Genomic DNA, 23,694 nt, shown 5'->3' on the forward strand with positions numbered 1-23,694 from the left:
CATGAGGTCGAAGCCCTTGTTGATGTCTTCGAGCGGCATGGTGTGGGTGATCATCGGATCGATCTGGATCTTGCCTTCCATGTACCAGTCGACGATCTTTGGAACATCGGTGCGGCCACGGGCGCCGCCRAAGGCCGTGCCCATCCACGAGCGGCCCGTCACCARCTGGAACGGACGCGTCGARATCTCCTGGCCGGCGCCGGCAACGCCGATGACSACMGACTTGCCCCAGCCGCGATGGCTGGCTTCCAGCGCCTGGCGCATCACCTTGGTGTTGCCGGTGCAGTCGAAAGTGTAGTCGGCGCCGCCGATCTGGTCGGCKCCGCGCTTGGTCATGTTGACGAGGTAGGGCACGATGTCGTCGCCGACWTCCTTCGGATTGACGAAATGCGTCATGCCGAAGCGYTCRCCCCAGGCCTTCTTGTCATTGTTGAGGTCGACACCGATGATCATGTCGGCGCCGGCAAGCTTGAGGCCCTGGATGACATTGAGGCCGATACCGCCGAGACCGAAGACGATCGCGGTTGCGCCCATCTCCACCTTGGCGGTGTTGATGACCGCACCGATGCCGGTGGTCACGCCGCAGCCGATATAGCAGATCTTGTCGAAGGGAGCRTCGGGATTGACCTTGGCRACGGCAATCTCCGGCAGCACGGTATAATTGGCGAAGGTCGAGCAGCCCATATAGTGATGGATCTTGTCCTTGCCGATCGAGAAGCGCGAGGTGCCATCCGGCATCAGGCCCTGGCCCTGGGTCGAGCGGATTGCCGTGCAGAGGTTGGTCTTGCGGGAAAGGCATGAGGGGCATTCGCGGCATTCGGGCGTATAGAGCGGAATGACGTGGTCGCCCTTCCTGACCGAGGTCACGCCCGGACCGACATCGACGACGATGCCTGCACCTTCATGACCGAGGATGGCGGGAAACAGACCTTCCGGATCGGCACCCGATAGGGTGAAATCATCGGTGTGGCAGATACCGGTCGCCTTGACCTCGATCAGCACTTCGCCGGCGCGCGGTCCCTCAAGCTGAACCGTCATCACCTCAAGCGGCTTACCGGCCTGCACCGCGACTGCTGCTCTTACGTCCATGGAAACTCCTCCAGAATCAATAGTCTATCCGTGATATCTCGTTTGATTTGTTAGCTGGCAGTTCTTGCCCACAAATCAAGTATTTCCTGCCTCATGAGGAGGGACTCCTCCCAACGGTCGGTGCTGTCTTCACCGTCCCTTCCGGTGATGGCATAGGGCTTCGGTCCCAGCTCACAGGTGAAGGCAAGCGTTGCGTCCCTATCGGCCCGCTTGCGCCAGCTCCTGAAACCATAGTCCCACCAGCCAAGGAAAAGATCGAGCCAGGGTCTGTGATGCGGGAAAGAGATTTCGATCTGAACCTGTTCGCGTGAGGCAACGCGGCCATGAAAGGCCCAGGAACTATCCAGGATCCGATGAATAAGCGCATGGTTCTCCTCGGATACAGGCCAGGAAAACTCCCGCCCGACGAGGAAATGCGAGATATCGCCGAGTAGCCGCAGGTTCGGCAGCCGGTCGAGCAGATCGAGCGTGAAGAACAGGTCGGTCGTCATCCGGTCGCGGTGGGTCTCGATCCAGACATCGATGCCGGCCTCTTCCGCCAGCCGCTGCCATCCGTCCAGCAGGGGGATGCAATCTTCCAGCCGACGCAGTCGCACGTCAGGCTGCAGGCAGATGTGATGAACATTGAATTCAGCAGCGACTTCCAGCGCCGGCTTCAGATCGTCAACGGTCTTGGGGAAACACTGCCCCTCCGCCTGCAAACCGTGCTGTTTCAGCAGGCCTGCAATACGGGCAACGACATCGCGGTCATACCAATGGGTGCTGATCCCATCGAATCCGGCAGTAGCAATCTTTTCGATACTCTCCTCCAGAGAGAGCTCTGGATAACGCGCGCTGCGTCGCTCCATGGACCAAAGCGACTGGAATATGAGCAAATTCTGCATAATTCCTCCCGTAGCAGTAGGCTGCTCAGATCACGAATTCCAAGTGTTTGCCAGCCGATGCGGTGATGGGTTTTGATCATCGGTGCGTTTCATTGCAAAGCGGATGTATTCGCCCGATCACGGGCCGCCGGCATGATGGTTTTTCATCAAAATACTCTCGGACGCCGACCAGCTCCATCGGTAACTCTTTCCTAGCGGTCACTCGGGCCGTCGTTTCCTGGGAGGAGAACATGTTGAAGTTTTTGAGCGCCAGCGCGCTCGCGCTCGTGCTGTCATCGCAAGCCCAAGCCGCCGATCGGATCGGTGTCTCGATGGGCTACCTGACAACCAATTTCCAAACCTTGATCGCCAATGGGATGCAGGACTACGGCAAGACCAAGGGCCTCGACCTGCAGGTGGTCGACGCCGCCAACGACGTCAACAAGCAGCTAGATCAGGTGCGCAATTTCGCGGCCGGCGGTGTGTCGGCCATCATTGTCGATCCGGTGGATTCTGACGGAACGCTGGCGATGAGCAAGATTGCGGCGGATGCCGGAATTCCGCTGATCTACGTCAACATCCAACCGACGGACCTGACGACGCTTGCACAGAAGCAGGCCTTCGTCGGATCGAATGAAACCGAATCCGGCACTCTGCAGACGAAGGAAGTCTGTCGCATGCTCGGCGGCAAGGGTGACGTCGTCGTCATGGTCGGCGATCTCAGCAGTCAGGCGGCACGCCAGCGGACGCAGGACGTTCATGACGTCCTGAAATCGAGCGACTGCAGCGGCATCAAGGTCGTGCGCGAGCAGGTGGGCAATTGGAGCCGGGTCGATGGCGCAGATCTGGTCTCGAACTGGCTGACGTCAGGGCTGACCTTCGATGCGGTTATAGCCAACAATGAGGAAATGGCGCTCGGCGCGATCTCCGCGATCAAGAATGCAGGTGGCTCCACCGACAAGACCATCGTTGCAGGCATCGACGCGACGCCCGACGCGCTACAGGCGATGAAATCAGGCGACCTCAAAGTCACGGTGTTCCAGGACGCGAAGGCACAGGGCCGCGGTGCCGTCGATACCGCACTCAAGGCGATCAAGGGCGAGCAGATCGACCGGGAAGTGTGGATCCCCTTCAACCTGGTCACAAAGGAAAACATGGTTCAATTCGAGAGCCTGAACTGACGAGACGAGCATCGGCAACGAGGAGCGCAGCTGCCGGTGCCAGGGAAGGAGGAGCCATGGGGTTCCCCTTCCCATCCCCATTGAGGCGCTTCGAACTTCTCATCGCCGTGAGCAAATTTCATCAAATCAATGCTGTCGTTTCCAGTCGACACCGCTGACACTGACTGCATCGTTTCATTCACCGGGAGGCACATTATGGACGACACGCTCTACGGCACGCGCGACAAACGCGGTGACTGGAAGCCAAAGAAGCTTTTGCAATACCCGCCCGTCTTCATCTGGCCAGCCAAACCGATCGCATTCCTGAAATGGTTCTTCGGATACCCCGGTTATCTGATGCCATGGAATGTCATCTATGCCGTCGTCGCAACGCTACTGTGGCTTTATGCGACCCCCTCCATGGAAACCATGAGGTCGCTGGCGCCGGGCTGGATCGCCTATCTGCTCGCGCGCAATGCCGCTCTGGTCTTCGTGTTTTTCGGCGCCTTCCACCTGCGTCTCTACATGCAGAAGAAGCAAGGCACGAGCTTCAAATACAATAGCAAATGGCCATCGAAGGATAATTCGGCGTTTCTGTTCGGCAACCAGACCACCGACAATGTGATCTGGACCTTTGCAAGCGCCGTGCCTTTCTGGACGACCTTCGAGGTGCTGACCCTCTGGACCTTTGCCAATGGCATCATTCCCTATGTGGATTTTGCCGAACACCCGATCTATTGCGCGATCATCATGCTGCTGATCCCGGCCTTCCGCGATCTGCACTTCTACCTCGTGCATCGTCTGATCCACTGGCCGCCGCTCTACCATGCGGTCCACAAGCTGCATCATAACAACGTCAATCCAGGTCCATGGTCAGGTCTGGCCATGCACCCGGTCGAGCATCTCCTGTATTTCTCGGGCGTTCTCATTCATTGGATCGTGCCGTCCAATCCGATCCATGCGCTGTTCCATCTGACCCATGCCGCGCTGGCGCCGGCGCCGGGCCATGCCGGCTTCGATAAGATCGTCATCGGTGAAGAAGCCGGGATCGATACCTATGCGTATGACCACTATCTCCATCACAAGTTCTTCGAATGCAACTATGCAGACGGTGTCATTCCGCTCGACCAGTGGTTCGGCACCTTTCACGATGGTTCGAAGGAAGCGGAGGATCGGATGAACAAGCGCTTCATGGAGCGCGCCAAGAAATATGCCGAGAAACAAGCGCGCCGCTCCGGCACGGCGGGCTAGAGCAGAGCAAGATCAGAGCCGGCCGGATCACGCCGCCGGCATAATGATCTCACGCGCTTGCCGAAGTCATATTGCGCTCCATATGCGCCATTTTAGCTCTCCCCCGCAACCGGCCTCACCGGCCGTCGATGGCGGGAAATGCCGGGGCCTGCGGCCCTCCTTCGCAGGCTCCGGCCTTGTCATTTCCGCTTTATCACCGAAGGGTGACAATCTACGTTCCTATATTCTCCGCCGTATATGTCAGGAACGGCACCGGATCCTGGCTGACCGGCACATCAATGATCCCCATTCGCGACAGAATAGTATCCAGCGCCCGCCTTGCCTGTGTCTCGGGTGCTTGATCGAGCACGAGCGTCATGAGCCCCGACGATATGAAGCGGCGGGTTTCATCATTGAGCTCATGCCCTATCCACACGCATTCACCCCTTCTCTGCTCGTGAAAGCGTTGAAGTACCGAGCCGACACCGAGATTGGCCCCGCCGGCGTTGTAGACGCCGACAATATCGGGGCAACGTCGCAGCGCCTGTGCCAGCAACTCGGCGGATTGCACGTCATCATCACGACCGAACACCACCTCTGAAAACATCAATTTTGAGCGGCCCTCGGCGCCGAGATAATCGGAAAAGCCGCGGATACGCTCCCTGTGGATCTGATAGGCCCAACTATGGCAGACGGCGATGATGCTACCGGTAACGTGTTGGAGCATGCGCGAGATATAGAATCCAGCGGTTCGGCCCGCGGCATAATTGTCTATACCGACGAACACGTCGTCCCTGCCGGTGAGATAGGACACGATCTGCACCACTTCGACACCGGCTGCCCGAGCCTTGCGCAGGCTCTCGCGAATTGCCGGGTGATCGACGGCGGCAACAATCAGACCATGCCGGCGAATGCTGCTGTTGGCCACATGCGCCGCAAACTTCTCGGGATCGTTCTCTTCCACGAAGGTCCGGTTGACGGTGATCGAGCTGTCCAGCGAGGCGGCAATCCGCTCGAAGGCCCGATTGAGCCTGCTGAAGAATGGCGACTCCGGCCTGACCAGGATGACCTCAATGCGGATCGTGCCGCGATAGAGACTTGGAATGTTCCCCTTGTAGCCCAGCCGCTTGGCGGCCAGCACCACTTTCTCCGCCGTCTGCGGCTTCACGCTGCCGCGTTCATTCAGAACGCGTTCCACGGTCGCAAGGCCGACACCTGCGGCTGCAGCAATGTCAACGAGACGTGCCTTCTTCATTCCGCTCCTCCTTGAGGAAAAATGATCATAATCAGCGTGGAATGTGAAGGGCAATCTCGCGCATGCTTGAAAACCAGTCGGGGAGAGAAAACGAAGCGCGATCAAGGCGCAACGTCGATTTTTTCAACATCTGACAATGGCTTTGACGGCTTTGGCCAAATGTAGTGGGAGGAAGAAATGACCAACTGGGTTGACGCGTGCAGTGCCGATGAAATCGATCAGGAAGATGTCGTCCGCTTCGACCACGCCGGGCGAACTTTTGCGATTTATCGTAGCCCTGACGACGAGTATTTCGCCACCGATGGCCTTTGCACCCACGAAAAGATCCATTTAGCCGATGGGCTCGTCATGGATGACACCATCGAATGTCCAAAGCACAATGGTCGCTTCAGCTACAAGACGGGCGAGGCGCGGGGCGCGCCGGTCTGCATCAATCTGAAAACTTATCCGGTCAAGGTGGAGGGCGATCGCGTCATGATCGGGATCGGAGCATGAGTAGCGAGCCCGGGATCATCATCGTCGGCGCCGGCGAGTGCGGCGCACGCGCGGCTTTAAGCCTGCGCGAAGGAAGCTACCTGCATCCCGTCACCATCATCGGCGAGGAGGTTCACCTGCCCTATGAGCGACCGCCACTTTCCAAAAAGATCCTGCTTGATGAAGCAGAACCTCAATCTCCAGCCGTGCTCGACGAGCTCGCGCTCCAGGAGCGGAATATCCGACATATTAGCGGAGCAACGGCGACGGCTGTCGACACTTCTGCAAAGCAACTGATCCTTTCGGATGGCCGGGCATTGCTTTACAGCAAATTGCTGCTGACGACGGGCGCAACGCCAAGGCGATTGCCGAACGTTCCAACCAGCAGCCGGATCGTTTACCTGCGGACGATCGACGACGCGCTTGCGCTGCGTCCCTGGATCCGCGCCGATATGCATGTCGCCGTGCTCGGCGGCGGCTTCATCGGGCTGGAGGTCGCCGCTTCGGCGCGCAGTCGCGGTGCCAAGGCAACGATCATCGAGGCGCAGGAGCGCATTCTCAAACGCGGTGTACCCGAGCCGATCGCCGAAACAATGGCGTCTCTGCATCGCCGCAACGGCGTCACGATCCAATGCGGCGTGAGCGTCCTCGATATTGAAGCGGACGAGCAACGCGTCGCCATTTCTCTGTCCGACAGAGAAATGATCACGGCAGATGTACTGGTCGTGGGGATCGGCGCGCAGCCCCGCATCGAGCTCGCCGTTCAGGCAGGGATTGCCGTCGATAATGGCATTACCGTCAACGAACGCCTGGAGACGTCGGTTGCAGATATCTATGCCGCCGGCGACTGCTGCTCCTTTCCACATCCCCTTTATGGCGGCCGTCGGCTGCGTCTGGAGGCGTGGCGCAACGCGCAGGATCAAGGCATTCTTGCCGCCGCCAATCTCTTAGGCGCCAACCGCACCCACGAGGCCGTCCCCTATTTCTGGTCGGATCAGTTCGATCATACGCTCCAGATCGCCGGCCTAGCCGATGAGGGCAGCTCCGTTGTTCGTAGAGATCTTGGCGAGGGCGCCTTCATCCTGTTTCATCTCGACGGCGAGCAACGGCTGGTCGCAGCAAGTGGCGTCGGGCCTGGCAACAGGGTCGCCAAGGATATCAAGTTGAGCGAGATGCTGATTGCCAAGCGCCTCATTTTGCCTATCGAGGCGTTGGCTGGGGGCGCGAACCTCAAGTCCTTGCTGCCGCGAGCAGCATAGGGCATCCAGCGATAAGGTCAGCGCCCTACCCTTGCGTCATGCAGAACCGCTTCTTTTTCCGCGCTGCGACCGCTGATCGCCCACCCTATATAGAAGCGCTCTTCGACGATTACTCCGGCGGCAGAAACTGTCGCTGCGCCTACTGGTATCTTCCGATACGCCGACTACAAGGCGGGATCGGGCAAGGGAAATCACGACTGGTTCCGAAATCTACTCCATCAACCGCGCCCGCCGGGTGTTGTCGCCTATCAGGAGGGCGAACCGGCTGGATGGTGCGATGTCGCGTCACGTGCAGCATTCGAACGTCTGCGCCGTTCCAAGCCTTTTGCTCCCATCGATGACAGAGTGGTGTGGTCGATCAATTGCTTCATCGTGCGCAAATCATTCCGACGGCAGGGGCTCTCGCGCCTGCTGCTGAAACATGCCGTCGAGTTTGCAATAGCTCAGGGGGCCGAATGTTTCGAGACATAACCCGTCGATCCGTCCATTGCATCAAAATCAAGCGAACTTTATCAGGGGACGCTATAGATGTTCCCCGATGCCGGCTTCGTAGAAGTTGCAAGGCGGCTGCCTTCAAGGCCAGTTGTACGCTTAGAATACCGCTGAACACGTCGACTGGAGATCTGAGGCAGTAGCTCTGCGACGAAGCATTGTAAACCGGCGGCTGGGTTGGAGCCCGATAGGGCCGCATGCGTGAACGATCTGTCCGCAGACAATGTTGCATCGAGCACCAGATAAACCTGGCACTCGATGCCGTGGAAGCCGTTCAATTGGCAGGCGATTTGGTCAGTGACGACAGCTTTGCCACCATTCGCGAAGCGGCGCTCAGTTGGCCAGAAGCACTTCAGCTATCAAAAGTCCTCCCAGGCCGGGCTTGCTGCTGCCGAGGTTTTTCCGAAGGCAGAGCGAAGTCTCTCGCCTAATGCCCTTTGGCCGGAAAGCTCTGACCCCGGATGTGGGATCGCGGCTGGTCGAGCCGTGCCGGCGGTCATGTCGGCTGTTCTGCGTGGCGAACCGCTTATCGAAACCACTCTTCCCGCGTCCAGTTTGAATTGCCCAAGCCTTGCCGACAGCGAGGAAACTTCGCTGGCGAGCGTGTGCGTTGCCGCATTGGATTCCTCGACCATTGCAGCATTCTTCTGCGTCGCCTGATCCATCTGGTTGACCGCCGTATTGATCTCCTGAAGGCCCGTCGACTGTTCCCGGGCCGATTGCACGATCGCCTGAACGTTGCGATCGATCAGTTGAACCTCCTGAACCATAGCCCGCAGCGCCTCTCCGGTCTGGCCAACCAAGCTGACGCCTCTCTTGACCTGATCTCCGGACGAATGAATGAGAGCCTTGATTTCCTTGGCAGCGGTTGCGGAGCGCTGCGCCAACTCGCGGACCTCTTGGGCGACGACCGCAAAACCCTTGCCGGCCTCCCCCGCGCGGGCCGCTTCAACACCGGCATTGAGAGCGAGCAGGTTCGTCTGAAACGCGATATCGTCGATCACACCGATGATGTTGGAAATCGACTGGGAAGACTGTTCGATGCCGTTCATGGCTTCGACGGCACTGTGAACGATCTCGCCCGACTGCTCGGCATTGCCTTTCGTACGGCTGACCAACGCTGCCGCCTCTTCTGCGCGTGTCGTCGAATCCTTGATGGAGGTGGTGATCTGCTCAAGTGCTGCCGCCGTTTCCTCGACGGAGGCGGCCTGCTGCTCGGTACGTCTCGCAAGATCGTCCGCGCCGGTGCGGATTTCCTCCGAGCCGGATTGGATGACGGACGCATTCTCCGAGAAGGAGACCAAGGCAGCTTGAAGTTTTTCAACGGAGGTATTGAAATTACCGCGTATTTCGTCGAGAGCCGAAGTGAATGGTTGGTCGAGCCGCACCGTCATATTTCCATCTGAAAGCTGGACCAGCCCTGCAGCAAGCTCGCTGACGGCGAACTTCACTTCCGCTTCCTGAGCATTGTTGATGCGGGCACGCTCGGCACGCTCGGCTTCCTGCGTGGCACGGCTTGCTTCCGCCTCGGTCTCCAGGCGCACCTTGTCGCGGTTGCTTTCCAGCAGGATGTACAGCGAGCGCGACAAGTCGCCGATTTCGTCGCGTCTCTCTCGGTCCTTGAGTACAACGTCGAGATCCCCATTGGCGATACGATCTGTTTCGCCGATGACGTTCTCTATCCTGCGAACGAACCTGCGAGCGATCAGCCAGCCAGCAAGTCCCAGAAGAATGGCCGCGATCGAGGTAACTGCGATCGCATTCCTCACGACGCTATTGACCTGGGCGAAGACCGTGGCTTTAGGAACGACCACGATCGCGTACCACGAGGTGGTGTCGGTTAGTTTTACCGGTTCGGCGATGGCGAAATAAGTCCCGCCGTCAGCGCCGGTGATTTCGCGCTCAGTGCCGGGATTGGCAATCAGTTGATCCCAACCCGCGGTCTCTGCACCCCCATCCTTGATGTTCTTTCCGATAAGTGCCGCGTCAGGATGGCTGATCATCCCGCCTGCGCCGGTAACAAGGCTCATGAAGCCCGTTCCCATCGGTCGAATGGCGGAAATGGCTTTCTGGGCATCGTCCAGAGCCATATCCAGACCGGTGACCCCCACCGGCTTCCCATCGATCATGATCGGCTTGGCGATCGAGGTCATCAGCACTTGCTTACCGTCGATCGCATAGGAATAAGGCTCGATAATCACGGTCTTCCGCTGATTGAACGGAAGCTGGTAATAGTCGCCGGCGCCCGCGACGGTGTAGTCGACAAGCGGGACGTTGGTGACTTTGCCGCCGCTGCGGACCCAATAAGGAATGTAGCGGCCGGTGGCATCATTGCCGTCCTTGCCCGCGAAGTCCTTGTCCTTGCCATCGAAGGCATTCGGCTCCCAGCCCGTCCAGACGCCGAGAGCGCCCGGATTGCCGTCAAGCAAGCTCTTCAGGATTGCGTCCGCAGTCGTCCGGCTCGCATCATTGGAGATCCGCATGGTGGACAGCACCGTCTCAAGCGAATTGACGACGGCGATTGCGGCTCCAAGCGTCTTTTCCGATCCCGCTGCGGTCGTGCTGGCGATCTGCTGCATCTGGCTGAGGCTGGACTGGCGAATATTGGTGTAAGCGGAATCAATTAGGATCGCGGAAGCTGCCACCGTTGCGACCACGCCGCATGCAGCGACTGAAAAAATATTGCGGCTAGTTGCAGATTTCAAAATCATATCACCACCTTATCGGGTGGCGTTGCGATCACTCGGCGCGCCCCCACGTGCCTTTGAAAGTAACAATATTCCGCAAGCGGAAGACAACAACCAGAACCGCTCGCTCATGGGAAAACTAGATGTTCTTGATTAAAAATGCGTGTATCGAAATATCTCCCAAGCCGCGCGCCTCACCATAACTTCTGGTCCCCAAGAAATTCCGGCAATCATTTGCGGAGAATTCATGTTTTGAAGGGATAGAAGCTAAAACGGCATGTATTGCACCGCACAATTTGCGAAAAACATTGCAATTCAAGCGCCGGGGTCGAACCTGCCGGCGCACGTCGCATGGCGCCAACTATCAAGCCATCTGCAATGGAATGTCGCGCGACGGGATGATCATGCACGGGATCAGCAAGCCGCCGGCAAAAGACCTCCGGATCAAGCAAATTTGTCTTGAGTATCAAAGCGTCTCCATGGCAGTGAGCGGCGGCAAATTTCGGGAGTATCCATTTTATGAAACTGTTCTACAAAGCCGGCGCCTGCTCGCTCGCACCGCATATCGTCGCGCGGGAAGCCGCCATCGATCTTGACGTTATCCAAGTCGATCTCGCCACCAAGAAGACGGAGCAAGGCGAAGACTATCTCGCCACCAATCCGAACGGCTACGTGCCGGCTCTTGTGCTGGACGGAGGCGAGTTGCTGACTGAGTCGCAGATACTCGTGCAGTATCTGGCCGACCTGAAACCCGAGAGTGGCCTGATGCCGAAAGCCGGTGAGATGGACCGCTACCGGGCGCAGCGCTGGCTGGCTTTCATTTCGAGTGAACTCCACAAGACATACGGCCCGCTCTTCCGGCCCGATACGCCCGACGCGACCAAGGACACAAACCGCGCACATCTCGCAAAGCGCCTCGGCTATGTCGATGCCAGCCTCGAAGGAAAGCCCTACCTGCTCGGCGATCACTTCACCGCCCCCGACGCCTATTTGTGGACGGTGCTGGGCTGGTCCGGCCGCGTTGGCGTAGACCTGTCCGCCTACAAGAACATCAATCGCTTTATCGAAACGGTCGCAAGCCGTCCGGGAGTGCAGGCCGCCCTGAAAGCCGAGGGGCTGATCTGACGAACCGTGGAAGCTTGTTTGTCAGGCTTCCCTTCAGGCTCGGCACCTAACACACAAGGAAGCCCGCCTCCAAAGGCGGGCTTCACGTCAGCTCCTATCCCGCAGGCGTCCGGGTTTTCCCGCAGCAATCCGCGCTCAATATCTGCGCAGCGATCACTTCTATCGTCATTACAACTGCTTGCGAACTTTGCCCACGGTCAGCCGGCCGGCGCTGCCATCGGACAGCTTTACAATTCCCCAGGCAGACATCAGATCTGCTGCCCTTGTGACCTCGACCCGCCCGGTGCGGCCGTCTGAACATTTAACCGGAAGAGTGATCTTTGGGCGCCGGTCCCTTAGATCGTAGCTGCCGGAGCATTTCACTGAACGCCGCGACGACTGGACCGAAAAACGCCCGTCGCTGCCGGATGCGATGGTCGTTCCCTTGAATATCTCCCCTGAGTCCATTTTGGCGCTCGCGGGAAGAACGATGTCACCGCTTTTCTCGCTTTGTGGCCTCACTGGGCTAGAACCCACAGTTCGCAGCGCCCGCGCAATGCTCGGCGCCAACCCGCCCCCGCCCATGAACCTTGCATAGTCATCATAGGAAATGGCGCCTCGCGCATAGGCGGTCAGTATTCGGCGGCAAAATTCACGACGAACACTCGCCTCGGGCACGCGCAAAAGCTTCGCCAGCTTCTCCTGCACATCCGGCTTGATAGCCCCGTGACTGCATTCTTCTATGTTCCAGTTGAGGGCCGCCGGGTCGCTCAAACTGTTTCTGTCATAGTCGTAGGTGCTCTTGCTGGCGACTACCGATTGAGCTTTTACGGCCAAAGGAAGAGCCATCATTGCAATGGCCGCCGCGATTATAAGTCTCTTCATTCCACCCCCCCGCTTGTCATCCCGAGATGGTGAACTGCTCCGTGCGGATTGGGAAGCACGCTCGCCGAAAAGTTGAAAGAGAGACGGGGATATCCACCGCTTATGGAACTTAGCCTTTAACGTTGTCGCCCGGCCCGGCGACAGGAGCGCCTGCTCAGCCGTCCAACTAGACAGAGCTTCAAAATCCGAGCGTGCGGAACCAACCGCACTTTTTGACGTGCGCGCATGAAAAGTGCCGTATATCCAGACGGGCAATGGCTTACGCAATGCCGCCCTATACGCTTCGCCGAGGAGGTTATAAAAGTACCTCCGCGCAACGGCTGAAGCCGACAAGAGCCCCTGGAAAGGCCAAAAGATGATCGATCTCTTTGCTGTTCGGGCCGATACGCCCGGCGTCGAACATGGCATCCACCTGAATAACGCGGGCGCCGCGTTGATGCCGCGGCCCGTCCTGGACGCCATGACAGGCCATTTGCGGCGCGAAGCCGAAATCGGCGGATACGAGGCAGCGGGCGAAGCGCAGCAGGCCCTGGATGGCGTCTATGCGAGCGTTGCGAATTTGCTCGGCGCTCGACCGGAGGAGATCGCCCTGACGGAAAATGCCACGGTGGCATGGCAAATGGCGTTCTACTCCTTCACCTTCAAGCCGGGAGATCGGATCCTCACGGCGCGTGCGGAATATGCGGCCAACTATGTGGCATTCCTGCATGCAGCAAAAACGCACGGCGTGACGATCGACGTCGTGCCAAACGACCATAACGGCGTTCTTGATCCCGAAGCACTGGAAAGCATGATCGATGATCGTGTTCGTCTGATCGCGCTGACCTGGGTTCCGACGAATGGCGGCCTGATCAATCCAGCTGCGGAAGTCGGCGACATCGCACGCCGCCATGGTGTGCCCTATCTGCTCGACGCCTGCCAGGCGGTGGGGCAAATGCCGGTTAATGTCCAGCAACTCGGCTGTGACATGCTGACGGCTCCAGGTCGCAAATTTCTTCGCGGACCGCGCGGCACCGGATTCCTTTATGTCAGGCAATCATTGCTCGAGCACCTGCATCCGCCGGTGATCGACCACTTTGCCGCGCCCTGGGTCGAACCCGACCGGTACGAGCTACGCGCCGACGCAAGGCGTTTCGAGACCTGGGAGAACAACTATGCGGCGCGACTGGGCCTCGGCGTTGCGATCGACTATGCACTTTCCCTGGGGCTGGAACAGATAGAGGCGCGTTGCCAGTCGCTCGGCACGCTCTTGCGCGCAGAATTGAGTCGATTGCCGGGGGTTCACCTATATGACCTCGGGCCAACACCCGCGGCGATCATATCTCTTTCCATAGACGGCCATGAGGCCGAAACCGTCAGGAACATTCTTGCCGAGGCTGGAATTCATGTCAGCATATCAAAGGCTTCAAGCACATTGTTGGATGCGAGGGCTCGCGCCCTGCCGACGTTGATCCGGGCTTCACCCCACTATTACAACACCGAGGAGGAGATCCTCGCGCTTGTCGAACGTTGCCGCCGGCTAACCATTTAGACCAAGCATCAGCGTTTCAGTTGGCATGCAAAAACGGCAATTTGAGGTGGCTTCGGGCCTTCCGGATTTCACTTTCCGTCCGGCGAATTCAAAAACACAACCTTCACGCCATCAGTTGGCGATAAAAACACCGCCTAGCGTGTGAAAATGGGACAAATCGTAAGATTCTCCATCCATTTAAATCACTCACACTTCAACAATCATTGCTAAATGAACGTCTCGTAATATATTCGTTTAAAGCGGTTGCCACGTTCTGGTAATTTGCGACCGCGCCCGTACGCTGAATGAGGTTGCGTTGTCGACGCGTAAGCTCCTATGCGAGCGGGCCGGTTCAAACTGGACAGCGGCCAGATTTTGCTGGGCCGGCTTGGGAGGGCGAGGCCATATGCCGGAAAACCGAGTGGACCGGTCGCAGCGAATTCCACACGAATCTAAATCTGCCAACCGTTTCGAGGCGGCGGTTTCACTTTGGGATCTCGATCTCAGACTACTCGACTCCTCCAAGGGGTTTCACGATCATACCGCTCTCGCGTCAAAAAAAGACCTGACCTTGTGGGAAGCCTATCCCGAGCTTGCCAAGCCAGTTCTTGCCGCAATGATCAGGCAGGTGATCGACACCGGCGAACCCCACACGATCCAGATCGACACGCCGAAACAGGGGAAATGCAGCCTCCTTGTCTCCCTTATCCATACAGGGCTCCTTGTCATCCAAACCAAGGCGGCAGGCATCGGCCCACCATCCGAAGACAGTGAAAAAGCGCAACTCATCCATCAAGCAACGCATGACGTGCTGACAGGTTTGCCGAACCGTCGTCAGTTCAGCGCGGAACTCGCGCAATTGCTTCCGGCAAGCGGCAAGATCGGGCCTGCCCTCATGCAGCTCGATCTCGACGACTTCAAGCCCGTCAATGACACTCTCGGCCATGGAGCCGGCGATATCGTCCTGAAGCTCGCCGCCGAAAGGATCAAGGAAACGCTTGGCCAGGGCGGCACGGTATATCGCCTCGCCGGCGATGAGTTTGCCATCATTCAGGTCAGACCGCAGCAAGCCTTCGAAGCCGAGCAGTTGGCCGACGCGCTGGTCGCAGCCTTCAAGAAGCCGTTCATCGTCAACGGTATCTCCCTGTTCGTCGGCGTCAGCGTCGGGGTGGCGATCGCGCCGCGCGACGGCAATGAGGACGAGCAATTGATGAAAGCGGCTGACGTTGCCCTTTATGCCGCCAAGAAGGAGGGGCGCCGGCGGGCACGGACCTTCGACCCGACCATGCTGATCGTTGTCGAGCAAAGGGAGTTGCTGCGGCGCAGTCTTCGCGTGGCCCTTCAGCGCGATGAGTTTTTCATCGAGTATCAGCCTCTGGTCGAACCGCCATCCACTGTCGTGGGTTTCGAGGCATTGTTGCGCTGGCGGCATCCCACCTTGGGGATCATCCCACCGGCAGCATTCATTCCCATGGCGGAAGCCGATGGCCTCATGCGCGAGATCGGCCAGTGGATGTTAGAAGAAGCCTGCCGCGAGGCGCTTTCATGGCCGGAGCACTACACGCTTGCAGTCAACCTTTCGCCGGCTGAATTCTTGACTCCTGGACTTACCGATCGCGTATCGCAGACGCTCGACATCGTCGGCTTTCCCGCCGAGCGTCTGGAGTTGGAGATCACCGAAGGCGTGCTGCTGGAGCGAACCATCAACAATCTCGATACGCTGAACACGCTGAACGTGCTCGGCATACAGATTTCGCTCGACGACTTCGGTACCGAATATTCCTCTCTTAGCTACCTGAAGAATTTCCCCTTCGATACGATCAAGATCGATCGCTATTTCATCAAGGATCTTATGCAGGACACCAAAAGCCAAACGATCGTACGTTCCGTCATCAGCCTCGCGCACGGCCTGGATATGCGGGTCACGGCAGAAGGCGTTGAAACGCCGCAACAGGCTGGATGGCTGTTGCAGGAAGGCTGCGACCGCCTCCAAGGCTATTGCATCAGCCCACCGATGCGGGCCGAACGGCTCGAAGAATTCATAAGACAAGGCGGACGCTCTCAATCGACGGCGACAACCTTCGATGAGATTCACGTCAGGCCATAATCCTCGAAACGCTTTCCATCCAGGAGCCTCTCAAGTGGACACCGCGGAAATGCAAACGGATAACGCGTCTCAGCCATTGCTCGAGCTCGAAATGGACATGGCATCCTTTTCGGCGGACTGGCGGCATTGCGATCAATGCGCCGCCTATGTAGCGCGCATGGTCAGCCATGATCGCCACGATCCCACCCGCCATGCCAATTTGCTTTCTTCCGCGTTGAACGAACTCTTCGAAATGTCGTTCCATACGCGCGAGTGCAGGGGGGCGCTGACCTGCCGTTTCTATAGGAATGGCTCGTTCGAACGGATCGAGTTGACATTTCCCTGCTCGGACGAGCAACGCGGCTCCTACGAGACAATCATCGAACGCGCCAGGGTCGGCCAGGCACTCGCACATTATCTCGATGTCATTACCGATGATGCCGCACGCGCAGAGCATGCGATCCTTCTCGGTTTGCTGGTCAACTACGATGCCAGCGTCAGACTGCAGAAGCAAAATAGGGGCATGCTGACCCTCGTGGTGGACCTTGCGCTTGAAAGGCTCCTCAATTGAGCAACCATTTTCCCAACCGTTTCACCGCACAATTCGACGCCAACAATCAGGAGTTCTCTCTTTCCGGAGTGCTGAGACCACATTCGGTCGCCGAACTTGCCGATGATCTCGCTCTCCTGCGCACCGGCATCGAGACCGTAAACGGCATCTGCTACATCAATCTGAAGCGCGTTACGCATATGAACAACACGGCGTTTCGCGCGCTGACGCATGTCCTGCTCGATGCAACTCGCTCGAGGCCGGATCTCAAGTTGACGGTCGTTGCCTCGAGCGTCGTGACATGGGCGTCTCGGCTCTTCCGTCATTTGAGCGATCTCTCGCCGAATATCACAGTCGACATCTACGACTCCGCCTTCTATCCGGGCCAGACTTTCGTCGAAAACCAGAGCTTCATACCCATCCTCAGAACACAGACGAAGATGACATGGCGACACGAGCGCGAGATGCTGCCGCGCCACGGCCTTCGCGAGGGCATGAACATCGCCGATATCTGTTGCGGCATCGGTGATTTCGCGATGTTGCTGAGAAAGGACTTCAAACCGGCCCGGATTGTCGCCCTCGATCACTCCATCCCAAGCCTGGACTATGCCCGCAAGGTGGCGGAGGACTTCGACGTCCAGGATATCGAATACACCTATGGCGACGCTTCACAGATGCTGTTCGAGAGCGACCAGTTCGATTTCGTGACTTGCAGGCATTCGCTGCAGATCTTCGATCGCCCCGACGTCCTGCTTCGGGAGCTCTATCGCATATGCAAGCCTGGCGGCCGGGTCTACATCACCAACGAGAAGAACTCCCACTGCCTCGGCGAGCCGAGAGCCGAGAGTATCCAATGGACCTACACCGAAGTGGCCAAGCTATTCGCGCACTTCGATATGGATGTCGAGATGGGCCCGAAAGGCCGCCGCATGCTGCTGGATGCGGGCTTTACGGATGTAAGGATGGAAAGCTTCATGGTGACTAATCTCGATGGCGATCCGCAGGACTTCGCCGACATCATTACGGCATGGCAGAATGTCTACGCCGACGAGATGGCGATTCGACGTGGCGACGCACCCGAATTCATAGAGAAGTTCAAGCAGGGCTTTGCCGACCACATCTTCGCCGCTCTTCACCCCCGAGGCTATGCGGGCTGGCCGATCTGGGCCACATCGGGACAGAAACCGCTATGATGGAAACTTCCTTGGCCAAGAGAAAGCTGGGACTGCGCTCGTTTCGCGCCAAGTTTCTGATCGTTGTCGGCGGCGCCGTTCTCTTCGACTTGATGGTCAGTGGCGGCCTTGCGCTCTGGAACGTTCAGCGTCTCTCACGCAATGCGACAACCGAAGTTGGCCAAGGCCTCGAGAAGGCAAGCCAGGATTACATCCGCTCCTATGCGGATTCCACCGCCACGCAGGTCGGCCTCCTCGTCGATCAGGTCCACTCCGACGTAAAGGCGCTCGCAGGGGTATTGCAGGGCCAGATCGACAACCCCACGAGGAGCGGAGCGATCGGCTCCGCCATGGACAAGGCCTCTCCCGGCGCCGTAACGGTCACCTATGATCCGACTGGTCAGTGGGCTCAAAATGCTCCTGGGACACCATCGGTCATCAGCGTATGGGGCTATCTGCTGGACAAGGATCATCGCCCCCTGCCCCAGGTCCAGGCCGACATCGAATGGAGCGCCGTGCTCAATCTCGTTGCGCCTTCCCTGCTGCACAACGGCGCATCGAAGCTGCAAATGTACTACATCGGGCCGCGAGAGCGCCCAATCTTCCGAACGGCTCCTTACACGACCCAGGCGCAGACATTTGACCGGCTCTACCCAGGCCACAACACGTCGGACTTTTGGACTTTCTTTTTTCCGGGTCTTTATGAATCCTGGCAGCAATGGGCCGCAACTCCATCATCGCGACCAGTCGCTGACTATATTACCCAAACCGCTCCCTACACCGACGCGATTACGGGCAAGCTCATCGTCAGCTTCTTTCACCCGCTATGGACACCGGATCGGCATGGCATCGCCGGCGCTGCCGGGGCAGATATCACTCTCACCCAGTTGGCGGAGATCGTCGAGAATGTCAAAGTGGCCCAAAGTGGCTTTGGCTTCCTGACAATGTCGAACGGAAATGTCGTCGCGATCAACCCGGTTGGTGAAAAGATCATCGGCCTGCGCGCCTCGAACGATGCGGCCACCAAGGGTGTGACCGGCCTCGATCGATCATTGCGCAACAGCGTGCAAAAGGCGATCACGACGCTGCCGCTCGATGCAGACGGCGCAATACAGCATATTTCCCTCGACGAACAGGGTGAGAAGGTTCCCTATCTTGTCGTCGTCAAGCAACTGCATCCGACCAATCTCTGGGTGGAAGGGCCTGTGCAGCGTGAAGTCATGTCGCTTGGGATCGTAGTGCCCGAACGCGAAATCTACGCCTCGCTCATAGCAGCCAAAGAGGAGATATCGCGCGCCACCAATCGCATCCTACTCTACCAAATCATGGCGGTTCTGGTCTCTCTAATGATTGTCACGGCGGCGGTCTTTGCCGCTTCGAAACGTGTCACCGGCGGGATCAGCGCGCTGGCGAGCGCCGCAAAGCGCATACAGGCGAAGGATTACTCAGTCAGGGTCGACATCTCGACCAAGGATGAAGTGGGGGAGGCCGGTATCGCCTTCAACCGCATGGCCGAGGATATCAGCTTCCATACCGAAAATCTCGAGAAGCTCGTATCCGATCGAACCCAGGAAATAGAAGCGGCGAAGGAAGAGATTTCAACCCTGAACGGCCAGCTGAAAAGCGAAAACCTGAGGCTGGGCGCAGAGCTCAATGTTGCGCGACAAATACAGCTCATGGTGCTGCCGCGCGCCAAGGAACTCACCGCCAACAAGAACCTGGAAATCGCGGCTTACATGCGCCCGGCCGATGAAGTCGGTGGCGACTATTATGACGTTCTGCAGAGTGGAAACAATCTGAAGATCGGCATCGGCGACGTCACCGGTCACGGGCTTGAGAGCGGCGTACTCATGCTGATGGTGCAATCGATCGCGCGCGCCCTACAGGAGGCCGGTGAAATGGATCCGGCAAAATTCCTGACCGACCTCAACCGCGCAATTTTCAAGAATATCGAGCGGACCAATACGGACAAGCACCTGACCTTGTCGTTCCTCGACTATGATGGCAAGCGGCTGACAATCTCCGGCCAGCACGAAGACATGATCATCGTTCGTCAGAACGGCAAGGTTGAACGGATCGAGACCGGGGATCTCGGTCTTCCCGTCGGTCTCGAACCCGACATAGCCCCCTTTATCGATACACGCGAGATCCCCTTCGAAAGGGGCGATATGGTTGTCCTCCACACGGATGGCGTCACCGAAGCGGAGAATTCAAAAGGCGAATTGTTCGGCTTCGAGCGGCTTCTGGAGGATGCCCGTCGCCTGCATGGCGGCACGGCCGAAGAAGTGGTTAAGGGCATACTCGACGACCTCATGACCTATATCGGAACTCAGAAGATCCATGATGATATTACTCTTGTCGTGATGCGACATAGGTGAGAGATGACAACTGCAACCTTCGGCCAACAACATCTGGTTTCGTTCAATACGGCCAATGCCTTGCGAATCTGCCTGTTTGACGGGCCGCTGCATTTGGCCTGGCGCCACTCCGCCATGACTTCAGACTTCATCGCCGAAACCATGTCGCTCGGCTTCCGCTCCTCAGAGCGGCAATACAAGACGATCCGGCACGACATCGGCTATCTGACAAACGAGCTCATCGAAAACTCGATCAAGTTTCGCGCTGCAGGCGAGATCATGATTGAGGCGCTGACGGACGCTCATAGTTTCAGGATGCGCATCGCAAACCTAATCGACCGCGACGCAACGGACCGCTTCCAGGAATTGTTGCAGAAGGTTACGAATGGCGATCCCGGCGACCTCCTTATAGAACAGATCGAGGCTAGTGTTCTTGCGGGCGACAATGCGTCCGGGTTAGGACTGTTGACTTTGATGAGTGACTACCAGGTTCAACTGGCCTGGCGCTTCGACGAAGACGGTCCGCATAAGAGGACAAAACTTCAAACCTATGCCGCGATGGCAATATCATCATCGTGAACCCGCGAGAGGCCGTTTATGGAAATCAAAGAAGAAGCGTTCCGCGTCTGGTCCGAAGGCAACACTCTATATTTCGACGGGACCATGCGTTTGGCCGGTCCAGACGCCTATGCGCCGGTCTATGATCTCGCCAGGCGGGTTCTTCACGGGAACGGCGGCAAGGCAACCTTCGATTTGACCGGTTTGCAGTTCCTGAATTCATCAGGGATCAATTTGCTTGCCAAGCTGACGATCGAAGCCCGAAAGCACGCCGACGTCCATCTTACGATATGTGGATCGTCGCAAATCCCGTGGCAAATGAAGTCCCTGCCGAACCTGAAGAAGCTTCACCCACGACTTGACCTACGCTTGACCTAGGGTCGACTGTTTGAAAGCCAAGCGAGAAATCGGCTTGCGAACCCGAGCGTCTCACGCAGCGGAAAGCACTTAAAGGGCCATATCGTCTGGCGCCGACTGTGGCACAGCCAAAACTCTCCGGGGATCCCAGCCCGACTTTGCCATTTATCACAGCTTTGCGGCGCAGCCGTTGCTACGTCTGCGGGACTGAGCGTGCGCTCATTTTTCAACGTCACCCGGATTTTGCGCCACATCGGACATATACCAACCAAGAAATGGAAATAATAGATCGATCTAGTTTAAATTGAAAAGAAAATACCACAATTACTATGAATACCAAAGAACAAATATGCAACTCAGGTTAGTTTACTTAAAATATATCAGTCCATTTATTAGATATAAAAATGGACAGAATGCAAAGTTTCCGCATTCTCTGCTAACGACAGCATAGTTAAATATTAGTAAACTATAATCTCAAGTTGCAGCAATGACCTATAATTGTAATCGCATCTAACAAGGACAGAAATTCTGTTTTCCTTGAACACTCGGCTTTGTGTCTAATTTCCGGGAGGGTTTGATGGGCATAGCGTTCAAATCTGCGAGTATATCTCCAACAAATACGCAAAAGCGGACAATTCTTGTTGCCGGCGGCGCCGGATTCCTTGGTTCACATCTGTGCGACCGGCTTCTGCAGAGTGGTCATGAGGTCATCTGCGTGGATGATTTCTCAACTGGGCGGATAGATAACATCAGACATCTGCTTCGTTTTGATACATTTAGCTTCGTCCGCCACGACGTGATTGCATCGCTCGATATACCGGTCAATGAAATCTACAATCTAGCCTGTCCGGCATCGCCGCCACACTATCAAGCGGACCCCATTCATACGATGAAGACATGTGTCTTCGGCTCGCTCAATCTTCTGGAGCTCGCCACACGTCACCAGGCACGTATCTTCCAGGCCTCTACCTCGGAAATCTATGGAGACCCGCAGGTACATCCGCAACCGGAGAACTACTGGGGCAACGTCAACTCCTTCGGTCCCCGCTCCTGCTATGATGAAGGCAAGCGCTCCGCCGAAACGCTCTTCCGGGATTTTCACGCCCAGTACGGCGTCGACATCAGAATTGCGCGAATATTCAACACCTATGGCCCACGCATGCGTCCCGATGACGGCCGAGTCGTTTCCAACTTTATCGTGCAAGCCCTCAAGGGCCAGGATATCACCGTCTATGGTGATGGATCCCAAACGCGATCCTTCTGCTACGTTGCCGATCTGATCGAAGGCTTCATCCGCCTGATGGGCAACGAAACGACCATTCACACGCCCGTCAATCTCGGCAATCCGGCGGAATTCACCGTACGCGAGCTCGCCGAAAAGGTCATCACCATGACTGGCTCGTCGTCGCATGTCGTCTACCAGCCTCTGCCGATCGACGACCCGCGCCAGCGGCGGCCTGATATTACCATCGCCAAACGCGAACTTGGATGGGAACCATCCGTCGCTCTGGCAGATGGTCTGGAATCCACCATTGCCTACTTCGAGCGCCAGCTTGTGCGTCCTAACAGCGAGCTTTTCGAGGTTGCGTGATGTCCAGGCAAACAATACTCGTCGTGGGTGGCGCCGGCTTCATCGGCAGCCATACCGCCAAGCACCTCCATAACCAGGGCTTCCAGCCGGTCGTCTATGACAATCTGTCGACCGGCCACCCCTCCTCGGTGCGTTGGGGGCCTTTGGTGGAGGGAGATATCCTCAACATGTGGCGGCTGGCGGAAACAATCCTCCAGTACAAGCCCGCAGCGATCATCCATTTCGCCGCATCGGCCTATGTCGGCGAATCCGTAGAAAATCCCGCAAAGTACTATGCGAACAATGTGAACGGCACGCTGTCGGTGCTGGAGGCATGCCGCCGTGCGAATGCGGACAAGCTGATTTTTTCGTCAAGCTGCGCAATCTACGGAATTCCGGATCAGCTGCCGATCCGGGAGACCGAGACACCGCGCCCCATCAATCCCTATGGCAGAACGAAACTGATCGCCGAACATATGCTCGCCGACTATTCGTCTGCCTATGGGCTCAACTATGTGGCCCTGCGCTACTTCAACGCCTCAGGCGCCGATCCGGAGCGCGAACTCGGTGAGTGGCACAATCCGGAAACGCATCTCATTCCCCGCGCCTTGCTGGCAACAGGCGGAGCGCTTGAGAAACTGGATGTTTTTGGTAGCGACTATGATACGCCCGATGGCACATGCGTCCGCGACTACATCCATGTGACCGACCTTGCCAGGGCGCATGTCCTGGCGGTTGAATATCTCCTGTCGGGCGGAAACAATCTTGCCGTCAATCTCGGAACCGGACGCGGCACCTCGATCAAAGAAATCATCCGTGCGATCGAACGCATCTGCGGCCGTCCGGTTCCGGTCGCCATGCGCATGCGCCGTGCGGGTGATCCGCCTGCCCTTTACGCAGCTTCGGATCTTGCTGCCGAAAAACTCGGCTTCCGCGCTCTTCATTCGGACATTGAAACGATCATTCGTACAGCAGCCCCCTTCTTTGGATTGGAGGTGCGGGCATGACCTCGATCCGGACACGTGCTCTTGCCACT

The 23,694-nt window shown here is 57.5% G+C and carries 19 protein-coding genes and 1 pseudogene; 15 read left to right on the top strand and 5 right to left on the bottom strand.

Going from position 1 to position 23,694, the window contains the following annotated elements:
- Both QD461_RS19845 and QD461_RS19850 read right to left on the bottom strand, forming a co-directional pair.
- The coding region (locus tag QD461_RS19845; protein ID WP_414089290.1) for an S-(hydroxymethyl)glutathione dehydrogenase/class III alcohol dehydrogenase at positions 1-1,089 on the bottom strand (1,089 nt) is incomplete at its 3' end.
- A 50-nt stretch (positions 1,090-1,139) separates the two neighbouring features.
- The gene (locus QD461_RS19850) at positions 1,140-1,973 is read right to left on the bottom strand and encodes a sugar phosphate isomerase/epimerase family protein (RefSeq protein ID WP_414089291.1); all 834 of its coding nucleotides are present in this window, start codon (positions 1,971-1,973) and stop codon (positions 1,140-1,142) included.
- A 230-nt stretch (positions 1,974-2,203) separates the two neighbouring features.
- Between QD461_RS19850 and QD461_RS19855 the strand changes: the two genes are divergently transcribed.
- Positions 2,204-3,133 (top strand): sugar ABC transporter substrate-binding protein, encoded by a 930-nt coding sequence (locus QD461_RS19855; protein ID WP_414089292.1) that lies wholly within the window; start codon positions 2,204-2,206, stop codon positions 3,131-3,133.
- Between the two features lie 195 nt (positions 3,134-3,328).
- Entirely contained in the window at positions 3,329-4,363 is a 1,035-nt protein-coding gene (locus QD461_RS19860) for a sterol desaturase family protein (RefSeq protein WP_414089293.1), read from the top strand.
- A 211-nt stretch (positions 4,364-4,574) separates the two neighbouring features.
- Here QD461_RS19860 and QD461_RS19865 read toward each other — a convergent pair whose 3' ends face one another.
- A complete protein-coding gene (locus QD461_RS19865; RefSeq protein WP_414089294.1) occupies positions 4,575-5,597 on the bottom strand; it encodes a LacI family DNA-binding transcriptional regulator in 1,023 nt (340 codons plus the stop codon).
- Between the two features lie 177 nt (positions 5,598-5,774).
- Here QD461_RS19865 and QD461_RS19870 point away from each other — a divergent pair, with 177 nt between their 5' ends.
- The 3 genes and pseudogenes from QD461_RS19870 to QD461_RS19880 all read left to right on the top strand — a co-directional run bounded on the left by QD461_RS19870 (position 5,775) and on the right by QD461_RS19880 (position 7,936).
- Positions 5,775-6,092, top strand: a complete 318-nt coding sequence (locus QD461_RS19870; RefSeq protein ID WP_199088172.1) for a MocE family 2Fe-2S type ferredoxin — start codon at positions 5,775-5,777, stop codon at positions 6,090-6,092.
- Positions 6,089-7,330, top strand: coding sequence for an NAD(P)/FAD-dependent oxidoreductase (locus QD461_RS19875; protein ID WP_414089295.1), 1,242 nt, complete (start codon positions 6,089-6,091; stop codon positions 7,328-7,330). Before QD461_RS19870 ends, QD461_RS19875 begins: the two co-directional genes overlap by 4 nt.
- Before the next feature lie 38 nt (positions 7,331-7,368).
- A pseudogene (locus QD461_RS19880) lies at positions 7,369-7,936 on the top strand (N-acetyltransferase family protein).
- Positions 7,937-8,181: 245 nt separating this feature from the next.
- On the opposite strand, the gene QD461_RS19885 reads toward QD461_RS19880, so the two are convergent.
- Positions 8,182-10,533, bottom strand: coding sequence for a methyl-accepting chemotaxis protein (locus tag QD461_RS19885; RefSeq protein WP_414089296.1), 2,352 nt, complete (start codon positions 10,531-10,533; stop codon positions 8,182-8,184).
- Between the two features lie 495 nt (positions 10,534-11,028).
- On the opposite strand from QD461_RS19885, the gene gstA reads away from it, so the two are divergent.
- Complete coding sequence (gene gstA, locus QD461_RS19890) at positions 11,029-11,634, top strand: glutathione transferase GstA (RefSeq protein ID WP_414089297.1); 606 nt, start codon at positions 11,029-11,031, stop codon at positions 11,632-11,634.
- Between the two features lie 168 nt (positions 11,635-11,802).
- Here the strand turns inward: gstA and QD461_RS19895 are convergent, their stop codons facing one another.
- A complete protein-coding gene (locus tag QD461_RS19895) occupies positions 11,803-12,498 on the bottom strand; it encodes a hypothetical protein (RefSeq protein ID WP_414089298.1) in 696 nt (231 codons plus the stop codon).
- A 355-nt stretch (positions 12,499-12,853) separates the two neighbouring features.
- On the opposite strand from QD461_RS19895, the gene QD461_RS19900 reads away from it, so the two are divergent.
- The 9 genes from QD461_RS19900 to galE all read left to right on the top strand — a co-directional run bounded on the left by QD461_RS19900 (position 12,854) and on the right by galE (position 23,665).
- Positions 12,854-14,029, top strand: coding sequence for an aminotransferase class V-fold PLP-dependent enzyme (locus tag QD461_RS19900; RefSeq protein ID WP_414089299.1), 1,176 nt, complete (start codon positions 12,854-12,856; stop codon positions 14,027-14,029).
- 385 nt (positions 14,030-14,414) lie between these two features.
- Positions 14,415-16,115: a putative bifunctional diguanylate cyclase/phosphodiesterase gene (locus QD461_RS19905; protein ID WP_414089300.1), complete on the top strand. Its 1,701-nt coding sequence runs from the start codon at positions 14,415-14,417 to the stop codon at positions 16,113-16,115.
- A gap of 97 nt (positions 16,116-16,212) precedes the next feature.
- A complete protein-coding gene (locus QD461_RS19910; RefSeq protein WP_414089301.1) occupies positions 16,213-16,665 on the top strand; it encodes a ubiquinone biosynthesis methyltransferase UbiE in 453 nt (150 codons plus the stop codon).
- Entirely contained in the window at positions 16,662-17,837 is a 1,176-nt protein-coding gene (locus QD461_RS19915) for a methyltransferase domain-containing protein (RefSeq protein ID WP_414089302.1), read from the top strand. Before QD461_RS19910 ends, QD461_RS19915 begins: the two co-directional genes overlap by 4 nt.
- Before the next feature lie 92 nt (positions 17,838-17,929).
- Complete coding sequence (locus QD461_RS19920; protein ID WP_414089399.1) at positions 17,930-20,194, top strand: SpoIIE family protein phosphatase; 2,265 nt, start codon at positions 17,930-17,932, stop codon at positions 20,192-20,194.
- 3 nt (positions 20,195-20,197) lie between these two features.
- Positions 20,198-20,752: a slr1658 superfamily regulator gene (locus QD461_RS19925; RefSeq protein WP_414089303.1), complete on the top strand. Its 555-nt coding sequence runs from the start codon at positions 20,198-20,200 to the stop codon at positions 20,750-20,752.
- A gap of 18 nt (positions 20,753-20,770) precedes the next feature.
- Positions 20,771-21,109, top strand: coding sequence for a slr1659 superfamily regulator (locus QD461_RS19930; protein WP_414089304.1), 339 nt, complete (start codon positions 20,771-20,773; stop codon positions 21,107-21,109).
- A gap of 556 nt (positions 21,110-21,665) precedes the next feature.
- Positions 21,666-22,679, top strand: a complete 1,014-nt coding sequence (locus QD461_RS19935; protein ID WP_414089305.1) for a UDP-glucuronic acid decarboxylase family protein — start codon at positions 21,666-21,668, stop codon at positions 22,677-22,679.
- Positions 22,679-23,665: a UDP-glucose 4-epimerase GalE gene (gene galE / locus QD461_RS19940; protein WP_414089306.1), complete on the top strand. Its 987-nt coding sequence runs from the start codon at positions 22,679-22,681 to the stop codon at positions 23,663-23,665. Before QD461_RS19935 ends, galE begins: the two co-directional genes overlap by 1 nt.
- Positions 23,666-23,694: the final 29 nt, after the last annotated feature.

The organism is Rhizobium sp. BR 314 (genome assembly GCF_047445805.1).
Classification (GTDB): Bacteria; Pseudomonadota; Alphaproteobacteria; order Rhizobiales; family Rhizobiaceae; genus Rhizobium; species Rhizobium lusitanum_B.